This is a genomic window from Arthrobacter sp. TJ-240 (assembly GCF_058269195.1).
In genome coordinates, this window is record NZ_JBZCNG010000001.1 from 552451 (window position 1) to 566095 (window position 13645).

Annotated in this window: 12 protein-coding genes; 10 read left to right on the top strand and 2 right to left on the bottom strand. The window is 70.2% G+C overall.

The window, feature by feature from the left end; genetic code table 11:
- The first annotated feature begins 130 nt into the window (after positions 1–130).
- From AC4D2C_RS02650 to AC4D2C_RS02675, 6 genes are all read left to right on the top strand, one after another.
- On the top strand, positions 131–1576 hold the full coding sequence (locus AC4D2C_RS02650) for a CCA tRNA nucleotidyltransferase (RefSeq protein WP_490912165.1): 1446 nt from the start codon (positions 131–133) through the stop codon (positions 1574–1576).
- Positions 1577–1581: 5 nt separating this feature from the next.
- Positions 1582–2223, top strand: a complete 642-nt coding sequence (locus tag AC4D2C_RS02655) for a histidine phosphatase family protein (protein ID WP_490905183.1) — start codon at positions 1582–1584, stop codon at positions 2221–2223.
- A 402-nt stretch (positions 2224–2625) separates the two neighbouring features.
- Positions 2626–2955, top strand: a complete 330-nt coding sequence (locus tag AC4D2C_RS02660; protein ID WP_490912167.1) for a hypothetical protein — start codon at positions 2626–2628, stop codon at positions 2953–2955.
- Between the two features lie 212 nt (positions 2956–3167).
- Entirely contained in the window at positions 3168–4415 is a 1248-nt protein-coding gene (gene mshA / locus AC4D2C_RS02665) for a D-inositol-3-phosphate glycosyltransferase (protein ID WP_490912168.1), read from the top strand.
- A gap of 30 nt (positions 4416–4445) precedes the next feature.
- Positions 4446–5216: a phosphatase gene (locus AC4D2C_RS02670; protein ID WP_490912169.1), complete on the top strand. Its 771-nt coding sequence runs from the start codon at positions 4446–4448 to the stop codon at positions 5214–5216.
- A 25-nt stretch (positions 5217–5241) separates the two neighbouring features.
- On the top strand, positions 5242–6906 hold the full coding sequence (locus AC4D2C_RS02675; protein WP_490912171.1) for a formate--tetrahydrofolate ligase: 1665 nt from the start codon (positions 5242–5244) through the stop codon (positions 6904–6906).
- Here AC4D2C_RS02675 and AC4D2C_RS02680 read toward each other — a convergent pair.
- Entirely contained in the window at positions 6903–7388 is a 486-nt protein-coding gene (locus AC4D2C_RS02680; RefSeq protein ID WP_490912172.1) for a DUF2306 domain-containing protein, read from the bottom strand. The genes AC4D2C_RS02675 and AC4D2C_RS02680 overlap by 4 nt on opposite strands.
- A 94-nt stretch (positions 7389–7482) precedes the next feature.
- On the opposite strand from AC4D2C_RS02680, the gene AC4D2C_RS02685 reads away from it, so the two are divergent.
- Complete coding sequence (locus tag AC4D2C_RS02685; protein ID WP_490912174.1) at positions 7483–8136, top strand: MerR family transcriptional regulator; 654 nt, start codon at positions 7483–7485, stop codon at positions 8134–8136.
- 53 nt (positions 8137–8189) lie between these two features.
- Here the strand turns inward: AC4D2C_RS02685 and AC4D2C_RS02690 are convergent, their stop codons facing one another.
- Positions 8190–9275 (bottom strand): inositol-3-phosphate synthase, encoded by a 1086-nt coding sequence (locus AC4D2C_RS02690; protein ID WP_490912176.1) that lies wholly within the window; start codon positions 9273–9275, stop codon positions 8190–8192.
- 196 nt (positions 9276–9471) lie between these two features.
- Between AC4D2C_RS02690 and AC4D2C_RS02695 the strand changes: the two genes are divergently transcribed.
- Genes AC4D2C_RS02695 through AC4D2C_RS02705 form a run of 3 tightly spaced genes read left to right on the top strand, consistent with a single transcriptional unit; the run spans position 9472 to position 13590 of the window.
- Entirely contained in the window at positions 9472–10992 is a 1521-nt protein-coding gene (locus AC4D2C_RS02695; protein ID WP_490912386.1) for a glycosyltransferase family 87 protein, read from the top strand.
- Positions 10989–12098 (top strand): lipid II:glycine glycyltransferase FemX, encoded by a 1110-nt coding sequence (locus AC4D2C_RS02700; protein WP_490912388.1) that lies wholly within the window; start codon positions 10989–10991, stop codon positions 12096–12098. Before AC4D2C_RS02695 ends, AC4D2C_RS02700 begins: the two co-directional genes overlap by 4 nt.
- A gap of 46 nt (positions 12099–12144) precedes the next feature.
- Positions 12145–13590, top strand: coding sequence for a phytoene desaturase family protein (locus AC4D2C_RS02705; protein WP_490912389.1), 1446 nt, complete (start codon positions 12145–12147; stop codon positions 13588–13590).
- Positions 13591–13645: the final 55 nt, after the last annotated feature.

Genomic DNA, 13645 nt, shown 5'->3' on the forward strand with positions numbered 1-13645 from the left:
TGCGTCCACTCTAACGATCTTTCAGGAGCGTCGATGACGGCGCGACGCGGTGGACGCCGGTTCGTACAGCTTCCGCGCGGGGCCGTGCGCGGTGTGGGAAACGGTGCCGATCTGGCACCCTTAAGGGACTATGGCGCACCTGCTGGACACTTCGACACTCACCGCACCCCTTCCTCCCGTGGTCCTCGAGGTCGGTGAACTCTTCGACGCCGCGGGGCATGAGCTCTCGCTCGTCGGGGGGCCGGTACGCGACCTCTTCCTCGGCAGGGTGTCGCCGGATCTCGACTTCACCACCGATGCCGACCCGGACCGGACCGTGGCGCTCATCAAGCGCTGGGCGGATGCCTACTGGGAGATCGGCCGGGCCTTCGGCACGATCGGCCTCCGCAAGGACGGCTACCAGATCGAGATCACCACGTACCGCGCGGAGGCCTACGATCCTGCCTCCCGGAACCCGACGGTCGCCTTCGGCACGAGTCTCGAGGAGGATCTGGTCCGGCGCGACTTCACCATCAACGCGATGGCTCTCAGGCTGCCCTCCCTCGAACTCGTGGATCTCTTCGGCGGTGTCAGGGACCTCCACGCGGGGGTCCTGCGCACGCCGGGCACGCCGACGTCGTCGTTCTCGGACGACCCGCTGCGCATGATGCGCGCTGCGCGTTTCGTGTCCCAGCTGGGGGTGACCGTCGCCCCGGAGGTCGCCGAGGCCATGGGGTCGATGGCCGAGCGGATCTCGATCATCTCCGCCGAGCGCGTGCGCGACGAACTGGTCAAACTCCTCCGGGGCGCGGAGCCCGACGCCGGGATCGACGTGATGGTGGACAGCGGACTCGCCGACCATGTGATGCCCGAGGTGGCCGCGCTGCGCCTCGAGACGGACGAGCACCACCGCCACAAGGACGTCTACCAGCACTCGCTGACGGTCCTGCGCCAGGCCTGCGCCCTCGAGACGGGCGACGACGGCCCCGTGCCCGCGCCCGACGTCGTCCTGCGGCTCGCCGCGCTCCTGCACGACATCGGCAAACCCGCCACCCGGAGGTTCGAGCCGGGAGGCGCCGTGAGCTTCCGCCACCACGACGCCGTCGGTGCGAAGCTCACGGCGAAGAGACTCCGGGCGCTGCGGTTCGACAACGACACGGTCAAGGCCGTCGCGCGGCTCGTGGAACTGCACATGCGGTTCTACGGCTACGGGGAGGCCGGGTGGACCGACTCGGCGGTGCGGCGGTACGTGAGTGACGCCGGTCCTCTCCTCGAGCGGCTCCACCGCCTGACCCGCTCCGACGTCACGACCCGCAACCGCCGGAAGGCCGAGCGCCTCTCCTTCGCGTACGACGACCTCGAGGCCAGGATCGCCGCGCTCGCAGAGCAGGAGGAGCTGGCCTCCATCCGGCCGGACCTCGACGGCGAGCAGATCATGTCGCTCCTCGGCATCCGCCCCGGCCCCGTGGTGGGGCGCGCCTACCGGTTCCTCCTCGAGGAACGGATGGAGCACGGGCCCCACGACCCCGCGCAGGCCGAGACCAAGCTCCGCCAGTGGTGGAGCGAGCAGCCCGAATCCCAGGAGAGCACGCCTTGAAGCCGATGACTGGCGCAGCAGCACCCGATCTCACCCCCAGCGGCACACCCCTGCCGAAGCTCTGGCTCCTGCGCCACGGCGAGACGGAGTGGTCCAGGGACGGCCGCTACACCGGACTCACGGACCTCCCGCTGACGCAGCACGGGGAGGAGCAGGCGCTCGCCGCACGCCAGCACCTCGAGGGGATCGACTTCGGCCTCGTGGTGACCTCGCCCCTGCAGCGCGCGGTCCGCACGGCGGAGCTCGCAGGGTTCCCCGACGCCGAGGTCCTGCCGTTCGCGCACGAGTGGGACTACGGCGACAACGAGGGCAGGAACAGCGCGACGGTGCGCGAGGAGAACCCCGGCTACCTCATCTGGAACGACGGCGTCGCCAACGGGGAGACGCTGGACCAGGTCTCGGAGCGGGCCGATCGCGTGATCGCCCGGGTGCAGGCCGGCTGCGGCACCCCCGCCGACCGCGATCCAGGGGCGAAGCCCGTGGAGAACGCACTCCTCGTGGCGCACGGCCACTTCCTGCGGATCGTCGCCGCCCGGTGGCTGCAGTTCGGGGCGGTCGAAGGTCGCCGCTTCGTGCTCGGCACCGCCGCCGTCTGTGCCCTCGGCTGGGACAAGCGCACCCCGGCGATCGTGCACTGGAACCTCTAGCCGGCGGTCCTCCGCACCGAATTCGCCCTTCCGGGAGATAAACGCGATCAATTCGCCCGAAGGGCTATCCCCGTACCCATTTCATGGGGTAGCTTAAGTGTTGTGCCATTGGGCCTTCCCAACTCGACCATCGAGGGAAGACCCGGCCGCCCGACCGTGCTATCGACGAAATGGAGGTGGAGATTGTGAATACCCTGCTCACCGGAGCCCTTGCCCGCAGCGCCGATCCCGCCTTCGTCATCCGTACGCACTAGGAAGTCGGCGCACCGGCACCAGCCGGCTGATCCCGTATCACCCCGCACCCGTGCGCGGCTTCCTTCCGTCACCCTTTTTCCGGCGGCATTTCTTTCTCTCCGCCATTCGTGGCTCATTCCTGCCTTTTTCCATCTGGAGACCTTCATCATGTCCAATTCCCGGCTCATTCCTGCCCAATTCCTCGAGAAACCCGTGCCACCCGTCGCACCGATTCCCGCGCGGGGTGAATTCATCCTGAGTGGGGCCCTGACTCCGCTCCCGTCCGGTACCGATCCCGAGCAGGACCAGCAGGACCTGCAGGGCGTCCCGGCGGACCCCATGCCCGGCTTCCACCGCAGGAAGGAGGTGCAGCTGATGCTGAGGAGGTGGAGGAACGGTCTTTCGCTGTGGGGGCGGATCCTCTCGGCGCCGGCACCCGGCTCCCGGGAGGCCCGTGAGCGCCTGCTGCTGCCGAACCACTCGATGTACATCAAGTGACCGTCCCCGACCCGCGTCCGTGTCGATCAGCGGAGCCCGCGCCTCCAGTGCGGGCTCCGCTGCCCCGACCGCTGGCGCCCTGTGTCGGCCGTCTCCCGTTGACGCAGGCATCGACCGGAATGTAGCGCGCCGACGGTGCGTTATACGGTGCGTTATATGGTCGTGGGGTTGACTCGGCCGGCGCCCATCCTGCCGGTCGGAGAGGAGAGGATGTGCCCGGCGTCAGGCGCGTGGCCATGCTGTCCCTGCACACCTCCCCGCTCGAGCAACCCGGCGCAGGCGATGCCGGCGGCATGAACGTCTACGTCAGGAGCACGGCGCTCGAACTGGCCGGGGTGGGGATCGACGTCGAGATCTTCACGCGGGATGCAGGAGAGGGCCGGCCCAGCCGCGAGACGCTGCACGACGGCGTGGTGGTCCACCACCTCGAAGCCGGGCCGCGCCGCCGTATCCCGAAGGAGACACTCCCACGCCTCACCGGGACCTTCGCCGACGCGTTCACCGACGTCGCCGACCTGCTGGCGGACGGTCACTTCGACGTCCTGCACTCCCACTACTGGGTGTCCGGGGCCGTGGGTCTCACCCTCAGCCGGGAGATGAACCTCCCGCTCGTCCACACCATGCACACCATGGCGAAGGTCAAGAACCTGCGCATGAAGGCCCTCGCCTCGCCGGAACCGGCGGACAGGGTGGCGGGCGAACAGGACATCGTGGACGGGGCGGCACGCCTTATCGCGAACACCACCACCGAGGCCTCCGAGCTGATCTCGCTGTACGGGGCTGCAGCCGACCGCATCGACGTTGTGGCGCCCGGTGTGGACCTGTCCACCTTCCATCCCGGTGACCGGGACGCCGCGCGCGCCGGCCTCGCCGTCCCGCCGCACCAGTTCCACGTGGTGTTCGCCGGCAGGATCCAGAAGCTCAAGGGTCCGCAGGTGCTGGTCGCGGCGGCCGCCGAGCTCCGTCGACGCCGGCCGGACATCCCCCTCGCCGTCAGCATCCTCGGCTCGGGCAGCGGCTCCGAGGCGCTCGCGCTCCAGCCCGTCATCGACCACGCGGGCCTCACCCATGACGTGCGGCTCTACCCGCCGGTCACCGCGACGCACCTCGCCCAGTGGTTCCGGTCCGCCGACGCCGTGGTGATGCCGTCCTTCAGCGAGTCCTTCGGCCTGGTGGCCCTCGAGGCGCAGGCCTGCGGCACCCCGGTGATCGCCGCGAACGTGGGCGGGCTCCCGCAGGCCATCAGCGACGGTCGCAGCGGGCTCCTCGTGCACGGCCACTCCGCACGCCGCTGGGCGGACGCCCTGGAACGGCTGTACGACGACGAACGGCTCCGGGAGACGCTCGGCCAGGGCGCCGCGACCCATGCGCTCGCGTTCGGCTGGCAGCGCACCGCCCTGCTGACGGCGCAGAGCTACCGCACGGCCGTCGACCGTTTCACCCCCGCCGCCGCGCGCTGAGTCCGCCCCGGGCCCCCCTAGGATGGAGGGGTGAATGCCGCCGAGCTTGCCGACTACCTCGACTCCGTCCGCATCACCGGCCAGGTAGCCACACCGCGGCAGGACAACCTCAAGCACATGCGCCTGTTCCTCGAGGGCAACGAGCACCTCGGGTTCGGGGTGGAGCTCACCCGGGAATGGAGCTTCGACGACGTCTTCGACCTCATGCACGAGCGCGTGGGCACGAGCCCGGACCGCGGACACACCGACGGCCAGGACACCATCGACGCGGCGAAATGCGTCGCGGCCCTGGACCGTCTCGCCGACCGCCTCGGTGCGTCGGCGCGCCGGAGCGAGCGCATCCTCTTCGCCACCGGCCATCCGGCGGGTCTGCTGCCCGTCCATGCGGCCTTCGCCCGCGCCGCTGCCGCCGCGGGGGCGGACGTCGTGCAGGTCCCCGAGGGGCGGCACTTCGGAGCCGGCGACATCCGCCAGGTATTCGGGGTCCTCGTCTGGCACCAGCACGGCGGCCTGATGCACACTCACTTCCCCGACCCCATGCGGCTGAGCCTCGAGACACTCGCCGAGCACGGCCTCGAGGCACCGGACCTCGTAATCGCCGATCACGGGTGGGCGGGACAGGCCGCGACGTCGGAGATCCCCACCCTCGGCTTCGCCGACTGCAACGACCCCGGGTTGTTCGTCTCCGAGGCGCAGGGCCAGGTGGAGGTGGCGGTCCCGCTCGATGACAACGTATGCCCAGGACTGTACGCACCGCTCATCGCCTACGTCCTCGAACGCGCCGGGCTGCCGGCGGCATGACGACGCGCGCTGGTATGTTGGCCGCATGAGCGATCTCGAGATTGCCCGCGCCGCCGCGGTCCAGCCCATCGAGGACATCGCCGACGCGGCGGGCATCCCGCGGGAGGCGCTCGAGTTCCACGGGCGCTTCAAGGCGAAGATCGACCCCCGCCTCCTGCCCGACGGCGGAACGCGGGGCAAGGTGGTCCTCGTCACCGCCATGAGCCCCACCCCCGCCGGTGAGGGCAAGTCCACCTGCACCGTCGGGCTCGCCGATTCCCTCGCCCGGGCCGGCCGCAGCGTCATGATCGCGCTCCGCGAGCCGTCCCTGGGGCCCGTCCTCGGCATGAAGGGCGGGGCCACCGGCGGCGGGTACTCGCAGGTACTGCCGATGGACGAGATCAACCTGCACTTCACCGGCGACTTCCACGCCATCACGTCCGCGAACAACGCCCTCGCCGCGCTGATCGACAACCACATCCACCAGGGCAACGAGCTCGGTATCGATCCGCGGCGGATCACGTTCAAACGCGTCCTGGACATGAACGACCGGGCGCTGCGGGAGGTGGTGATCGGCCTGGGCGGTCCCGCGCAGGGCACCCCGCGCCAGGACGGCTTCGACATCACCGTGGCGTCCGAGATCATGGCGGTGTTCTGCCTGGCCACCGACCTGGACGACCTGAAGCGGCGGCTCGCCGACATCACCTTCGGCTACACCTTCGACCGTACGCCGCTGACCGTCCGGGACCTGCGGGTCGAGGGGGCGCTGGCACTGCTGCTCAGGGACGCACTCAAGCCGAATCTCGTGCAGACCATCGCCGGCACGCCCGCCCTCGTGCACGGCGGGCCCTTCGCCAACATCGCCCACGGCTGCAACTCGGTCATCGCCACGCAGACCGCCCGGCGCCTGGCGGACATCGTGGTCACCGAGGCCGGCTTCGGCGCCGATCTCGGCGCGGAGAAGTTCATGGACATCAAGGCGCGGGTGGCCGACGTGGCACCGGACGCCGTCGTCCTCGTCGCCACCATCCGGGCCCTCAAGATGCACGGGGGTGTCGCGAAGGCCGACCTGGCGCATGAGGACCTCGACGCCCTCCGCGATGGGACCGCGAACCTGCTCCGCCATGTGCGGAACATCCGGAAGTTCGGCGCGTCGCCCGTCGTCGCCATCAACCGGTTCGCCACCGACTCGCCGCAGGAACTCGACTGGCTGCTGGCATGGTGCGCAGGGGAGGGCATCGATGCCGCCGTCGCCGACGTGTGGGGGCAGGGAGGCGGCGGGCCCGGCGGCGACGACCTGGCCGCGAAGGTCCTCGCGGCCCTCGAACGGCCCGGCACGTTCGCACACCTCTACTCCCTCGACCTGCCCGTCGAGGACAAGATCCGGATCATCGTCCAGGAGATCTACGGCGCGGACGGCGTCGACTTCTCCGTGCCCGCCCTGCGCCGCCTCCGGGAGATCGAGGCGAACGGCTGGTCGGGGCTGCCCGTGTGCATGGCGAAGACGCAGTACTCCTTCTCCGACGACGCGAGCCTGCTCGGCGCCCCGAAGGGCTTCACGGTGCACGTCAGGGACCTCATCCCGAAGACGGGCGCCGGTTTCATCGTCGCCCTCACGGGCTCGGTGATGACCATGCCCGGACTGCCGAAGGATCCCGCCGCGCTCCGCATGGACGTGGACGGTGAGGGGAACGCCGTCGGGCTGTCCTAGGCGTGCGACCCGGCGCGCGGGCGGGAGCCGGTGGGCCGCCGGGGCCGGACCGTGAGGTAGACGGCGGAGACAGCGGCGGCGACGAGCGCCGCGGTGACCCCTGCCGTGCCGGGGTCGCTGCCCAGCAGCTCCGGGATGGACCGGGACGGGACGGTCGCGGCGAAGAGGAAGGCGATGAGGAGCCCCAGATAGCTGCCCGCCATGTTCATCGCGTGGGCCCGGATGTCCCGCCTCACCGCCGCCAGGATCCCGAGGCTCACCGTGACGATCGTGAGCGCGGACAGCCCGTGCAGCCAGCTGAAATGCCCGTCGGACACGATCCAGAAACTGCTGCCGCAGACGTAATACATGGACGCCGTCCAGCTGTAGCCGAGGAGGCGGTGCGTCCGGTCACGGCGGCGCCGGAGGAAGTTGATCGGTCCGACCAGCAGTGCGTACAGCGCGGCGATCACGTGGGTCGCCAGAAGCGGGGTCCAGTCCATATCCGAAGGATAGTTGTACTATCCGGTATTGGGTATCCGGATAGTGTCCGTCGGATCGCCTATCCGGTGACGGTTCGATCGGGGAGGAGAGGTCATGCGACTCGCACGACTCAGCGAGGTGTCGGGCATCAGCCCCGCGAGCATCAAGTTCTACCTGCGCACCGGTCTCCTGCAGCCGGGCGCGGTGATCAATCCGACGAGGGCGGACTACGACGACCGGCACGTGCGGCGGCTGCGCCTCATCCAGGGCCTGCGAGCCACGGTGGGCCTCGGCCTCGAGGACATCCGTCGCATCATCGATGCCTCGGCGGGTGCGGAGGACTCGCCGGCGCAACGGCTGGCGCTGCTGGCCACGGTGCAGTCGGTGGTCCTCCGGCTCGACGGCGATGCGGGTGCAGCCTCCGCCGCGGGTGACGCGCTGGTACGGGCGATGGCCTGGCCGGACGAGAACAGCGAGGCGCGCAGGGCCGTCGACCACCACCTCGCGGTGATGGATGCGGCCGGCGTCGGGGTGGGCGCCGAGGTCCTCGAGGCCTACGGGCGGGCAGCGGACGCGGTCGCCGCCGTGCAGCTCGCTGCGACCGATCTGCAGGACTCTGTGGAGGATGTCGTGCTGACCGCGGCCGTCGGCATCCACCTGCACAACCAGCTCATCCTGAAGATCGTCGCCCTCGCCCAGGCCAGCCGGTCCATCAGGCGCTACGGCGCCGCCGGGGCCCGGGACGAGGCAGGGCCGGGACAGCCGTAGCATGTCCCGGCCCTGCCGTGCGGAAACGGACCCGGCGGTCGAGTCCGCCGGGTCTAGCGGTCGATCTCGCCGCGGATGAAGGCTTCGACCTTCTCGTGGGCGATGTCGTCCGCGTACTGCTCCGGCGGGGACTTCATGAAGTAGCTGGACGCGGAGAGGATGGGGCCGCCGATGCCGCGGTCCAGGGCGATCTTCGCCGCACGGATCGCGTCGATGATCACGCCTGCCGAGTTCGGGGAATCCCAGACCTCGAGCTTGTACTCGAGCGACACGGGGGCGTCGCCGAAGTTGCGGCCTTCGAGGCGCACGAAAGCCCACTTGCGGTCGTCGAGCCACGCCACGTAGTCCGACGGGCCGATGTGGACGTCATCGGCGCGGAGCTCGGCCTTGACATTGGAAGTCACGGCCTGCGTCTTCGAGATCTTCTTCGACTCGAGGCGGTCGCGCTCCAGCATGTTCTTGAAGTCCATGTTGCCGCCGACGTTCAGCTGGTACGTCCTGTCGAGGGTGACACCGCGGTCCTCGAACAGCTTCGCCATCACGCGGTGGGTGATGGTGGCACCGATCTGGCTCTTGATGTCGTCGCCGACGATCGGCACACCGGCCGCCGTGAACTTGTCGGCCCATTCCTTGGTGCCGGCGATGAAGACGGGAAGGGCGTTGACGAACGCGACGCCGGCGTCGATGGCGCACTGGGCGTAGTACTTCGCGGCGTGCTCGGAGCCGACGGGCAGGTAGCAGACCAGGACGTCCGCCTTCGAGGCCTTGAGCTGGGCGACGATGTCGACGGGCTCCTCGTCGGATTCCACGATCGTCTCGCGGTAGTACTTGCCCAGGCCGTCGAGGGTGTGGCCGCGCTGCACGATCACGCCGGTCGGCGGGACGTCGGCGATCTTGATGGTGTTGTTCTCGCTGGCGCCGATGGCCTCGGCGAGGTCGTGGCCCACCTTCTTGCCGTCGACGTCGAACGCCGCGACGAACTGCACGTCCCCCACGTGGTACTTGCCGAACTCGACATGCATCAGCCCCGGAACGGAAGACGAAGGGTCCGCGTCCCGGTAGTAGTGCACTCCCTGCACCAGCGACGCGGCACAGTTGCCGACTCCAATGATTGCCACGCGAATGGGGTTCTGTCCCACAGTTCTCCTCGAAAGCCGTTGAATATGCCCCGCCCGTCATCGCCCCAGTGCGGTCGGCAGGAAATGCCAGTCTACGTTCCGTTTCCAACCGCGGTGGCGGTTCTACCATTCCCGGGCCCACCGCCAGACCACGCCTGGTGCCCGGCAACGCCCCGGAATCCCGCGGCGAGGCACCGGCGGCGGCTAGGCTCGGAGGATGACCTTGGGTGCGGAACGACGCGGACCGTACCGCATCAGCATCCCGAGCCGGGCCGACCCGCTGCTCCGGCCGCTCGTCGAGGGAGTCGGCGGACCGCTCGGCCGACATGCCGATCCGGGGCGTGTGTCGCCCCACCGCTTCACGGTGGAGCGCGTGCTCATTCTCCTCACCGTCCTCTCGGCCGTCCTCGCTGTGATCGCCAAGAACCCCTGCCGCATCGACGGATGGACGGCACCCGACTACTTCTACCGCGCGTGCTACTCGGACTGGACCGAGCTCTACCAGAGCCGGGGCCTGGGCGAGGGGATCCGCCCGTTCATCACACCCGGCGCCCTCTTCGAGTACCCCGTCCTCCTCGGTCTGATCGCGTCCGCGACGGCATTCCTCGTGGACCTCGTCGCCGGCGATGCACCAGCGGCGACGAAGTCGCTCGTGTACTTCGACGTGAACGCCGTGTTCGTCGCCGCGGTCTGGATCCTGACCGTGCTCGCGACGCTCCGGCTCGCCGGCCGACGCCCCTGGGACGCCGCGATCGTGGCGGTCTCGCCGGTCATCATCCTCTCCGGCACCATCAACTGGGACCTGTGGGCGGTCCTGCTGGCGACGGCGGGCATGCTCGCCTTCGCACGCAACCAACCGGTGCTCGCGGGCGTCCTGTGGGGACTCGGCACGGCGGTGAAGCTCTACCCGGTCCTGATGCTCGGGGTGGTCCTGGTACTGGCGATCCGCACCGGCAGGTACAGGCCCTGCGTCGCGGCCTTCGCGGGCCTGACCGTCACGTGGCTCGCGGTGAACGTACCCTTCCTGCTCCGCGACCCGGCCGCCTGGAGCTACTTCCTCACCTTCTCCGAGACGCGCGACGCCGGGTTCTCCTCGGGCTGGTACGTGTACAACGCCCTCGCCCGTCAGGCCGGCGGCCCCGTGCTCCCCCCGGACGCCATCAACACGGGGGCCGCGGCCCTCTTCGCGCTCGCCTGCCTCGGCATCGCGGTCCTCACGCTGCGGGCACGACGGCGTCCGCGCCTGGCGTCGCTCGCCCTCCTGGTCGTCGGTGCCTTCGTCCTGTGCAACAAGGTCTACTCGCCGCAGTACGCCCTCTGGCTCGTGCCGCTGATCGCGCTCGCCGTGCCACGCTGGCGCGTGGTCCTGGCGTGGCAGCTCGTCGAAGTACTCCACTGGTGGGCCGTCTGGCTCTACCTCGGGGCCCGGACGAGCGGGGGCGCGGCCGAGCACAATCTGGGCCTCGGACTGTATGCCTGGGCAGTCATCGCTCATATAGTCGTGACTGCATACGTTATGGGTGTGGTGGTGCGGGAGGTCCTCGACCCGCGCCGCGACGTCGTGCGGCGTATCGGCATCGACGACCCGCAGGGCGGGGCCTTCGACGGGGCACCGGACCGGACGACGCTCCGCTGGAGGTCCCGCTGGAGGTTCCGCCCGCGGGCATCCGGGACCGGCAGCCCTCCTCGGCTAGGGTTGCAGGACCACCGTCACCGACCAGCGGAAGATCACCAGTGAGCGCAGCACCCCTGACCTACACCCTCCTCGACACCACCGCCTTCGAGGACCTGGCCGCTGCCCATCCGGACGTGGTGATCCCGCTGGAGCAGACCCCGCAGTGGATCGAGTTCGAGCGGGCCCTCGGACGCGCACCGCTGGGTATCTGGGCGTACACGGATGCAGCAGGGGCCCTCGTGGCCACGGCGAGCTTCGTGCACGTGGTGCGCCGGTTCAGGGAGTCCGTGGTCGTGGTCAACGGCCCGGTGTGGTTCGCCGAGCGCACGCCCGCCGCCGAGCGACTGCTGATGGAGACCGTACGGGAGCAGTTCCGGAAGCACTCCGCAGTCACCCCCCTGTACGTGCGGATGCAGGTCGCCACCCTGCAGGCGCCGGCCACCGGGCCCATCGAGCACGGATGGTACGAGCGGGAGATCGTGGTGGACCTGACGCCGAGCGAGGCCGATCTCCTGAAGAGCTTCCGCCCGAACGCCCGCAACAGCATCCGCCGAGCGCAGCGCAACGGCGTGGAGGTCAGAAACATTCCACGTGAGCAATGGACGGACGTGTTCGCGGCCGAGCTGTTCCCGATCATGCAGGAGACCGCGGCCCGGGACGGCTTCCGGGCCTTCGAGTCCTCCTACTACGAGACACTGCTGTCCGTACTCGGCGACCACCTTCGGCTCCTCGTGGCCTACCGCGACGGGGTGGCGCTCAGCTGGCTCATCACCACCGAGTACCGCGGCTACTCCGTGTACTACTTCGCCGGCAGCACCCTCGAGGCCCGCTCCACGTTCGCGCCCTACCTGCTGCTGTGGGAGGCGTTCCGCGTGCTGAAGGCGGCCGGCAACACGGCCTGCGGGCTGACGGGGATCGCCAGCGAGAACTACCCCGGGCTCGCGAACGTCACCACCTTCAAGCGCAACTTCTCGAAGAACGTGGTGGTGGTCCCCACCACCTACGACATCCCCCTGGATCCCGTGCGCTACACCGCCGTCGCCTCGCTGCTCGCCACGCGCCGCGCGGCGCCGGCGGCCGCGCGTGCCGCCGTCCGGCGCGCAACGGGTCTCGCGTGGCGGATCGGGGGGAGGCGGGGCGCGGTCGGCGCGTCCGCCGGGCACAGCTAGCAGGGCCCGGCGGGGACGGACCCCGGCGGGCGGGAGAGGAAGCCTCATGCCAGATGTCGTGGTCGTCGGTGCGGGCCCGAACGGACTCGCAGCCGCCGTCGTCATGGCGCGCGCCGGACTCTCGGTGCGCATCCACGAGTCCGCGCCGACGATCGGCGGCGGCTCGCGGTCCCTCCGGCTCATGGACGAGGAGCATCTCCACGACTTCTGCTCCGCCGTCCACCCGATGGCCCTCGCCTCGCCGTTCTTCCAAGACTTCGAGCTGAGCCGGCGCATCGGCTTCGCGGTCCCCGAGGTCTCCTTCGCCCATCCGCTGGACGGCGGCCGGGCGGGGGTTGCCTACCGGAGCCTGGAGCACACCGTCGCGGGGCTCGGGGTGGACGGCGAAGCCTACCGCCGGCTCCTGGGGCCGCTCACCGGACGGGAGCAGGGCATCCTCGCCTTCACGCTGAACTCCGTGCTGCGCATCCCGAAGAAGCCCGGGGCGGCCGTGCGCTTCGGCCTCGCCGTGCTCGACCAGGGGCTTCCCTCCTGGAACCGCCGCTTCAGCACCGACGAGGCCCGGGCCCTGGTCACCGGCGTCATGGCGCACCCCGTGGGGACGCTGCCCTCGCTGACCGGTGCCGGGGCCGGCCTGGTGCTGAACCTCCTCGCGCACACGGTCGGGTGGCCCATCCCCGTCGGCGGCTCGCAGTCCATCGCCGACGCGCTGGCCCTCGATCTGCGGGAGCACGGCGGCGAGATCGTGACGGGCAGCAGGATCGAGACCCTCGGCGAGGTGTCGGACGCACGCGCGGTCCTCCTCGACGTGGCACCGAAGACCTTCCAGTCGATGTCCCGCGGCCGGCTCCCGGCGGCCTACGCGGCCGCCCTGTCCGCCTTCACCTACGGCAACGCGGCCTGCAAGGTGGACTTCATCCTGTCCGGTCCCGTGCCCTGGACACACCCCGAACTGCACCGGGCGGGTACGGCGCACCTCGGCGGGACGCGCGAGGAGATCGCGGCCGGCGAGAAGCAGGTCAGGCAGGGCACGCACCCGGACAGCCCCTACGTCCTCCTGTCGCAGCCGTCGTCGTTCGACCCCACCCGCGCGCCGGAGGGCCGGCACACGCTCTGGACCTACTGCCACGTCCCGCGCGGCTCCACGCGGGACATGGCCGAAGCCATCACCGCGCAGATCGAGCGGTTCGCCCCCGGCTTCCGGGACGTCGTCGTCCGGAGCTACACCACGACGGCGAGCGCGCTCGAGGCCTACAACGCCAACTACGTGGGCGGCGACTTCAGCAGCGGCGCCGTGAACCTGCGCCAGATCGTCGCCCGGCCAGTGCCGTCCCTGCAGCCCTGGGCGACCCCGATCAAGGGCGTCTACCTGTGTTCCCAGTCCACGCCGCCCGGGCCGGGCGTCCACGGCATGGCCGGCCTCGCTGCGGCGAGGCTCGCGCTGAAGCGCGAGTTCGGGCTGCCCGTGCCCGCCCTGGGACTGCGGCCCTGATCCGGGGAGGCTCCCCGGGTCGGGCGGGTGACCACGTAGGGTTCCGGCTCCTGGA

Bases quoted from the DNA above. Each gene is read 5' to 3' on its own strand.
- AC4D2C_RS02695 (WP_490912386.1), top strand. From the start codon at position 9,472: ATGACCTTGGGTGCGGAACGACGCGGACCGTACCGCATCAGCATCCCG.
- AC4D2C_RS02685 (WP_490912174.1), top strand. From the start codon at position 7,483: ATGCGACTCGCACGACTCAGCGAGGTGTCGGGCATCAGCCCCGCGAGC.
- AC4D2C_RS02650 (WP_490912165.1), top strand. From the start codon at position 131: ATGGCGCACCTGCTGGACACTTCGACACTCACCGCACCCCTTCCTCCC.
- AC4D2C_RS02675 (WP_490912171.1), top strand. From the start codon at position 5,242: ATGAGCGATCTCGAGATTGCCCGCGCCGCCGCGGTCCAGCCCATCGAG.
- AC4D2C_RS02705 (WP_490912389.1), top strand. From the start codon at position 12,145: ATGCCAGATGTCGTGGTCGTCGGTGCGGGCCCGAACGGACTCGCAGCC.
- AC4D2C_RS02680 (WP_490912172.1), bottom strand. From the start codon at position 7,388: ATGGACTGGACCCCGCTTCTGGCGACCCACGTGATCGCCGCGCTGTAC.
- AC4D2C_RS02655 (WP_490905183.1), top strand. From the start codon at position 1,582: ATGACTGGCGCAGCAGCACCCGATCTCACCCCCAGCGGCACACCCCTG.
- AC4D2C_RS02660 (WP_490912167.1), top strand. From the start codon at position 2,626: ATGTCCAATTCCCGGCTCATTCCTGCCCAATTCCTCGAGAAACCCGTG.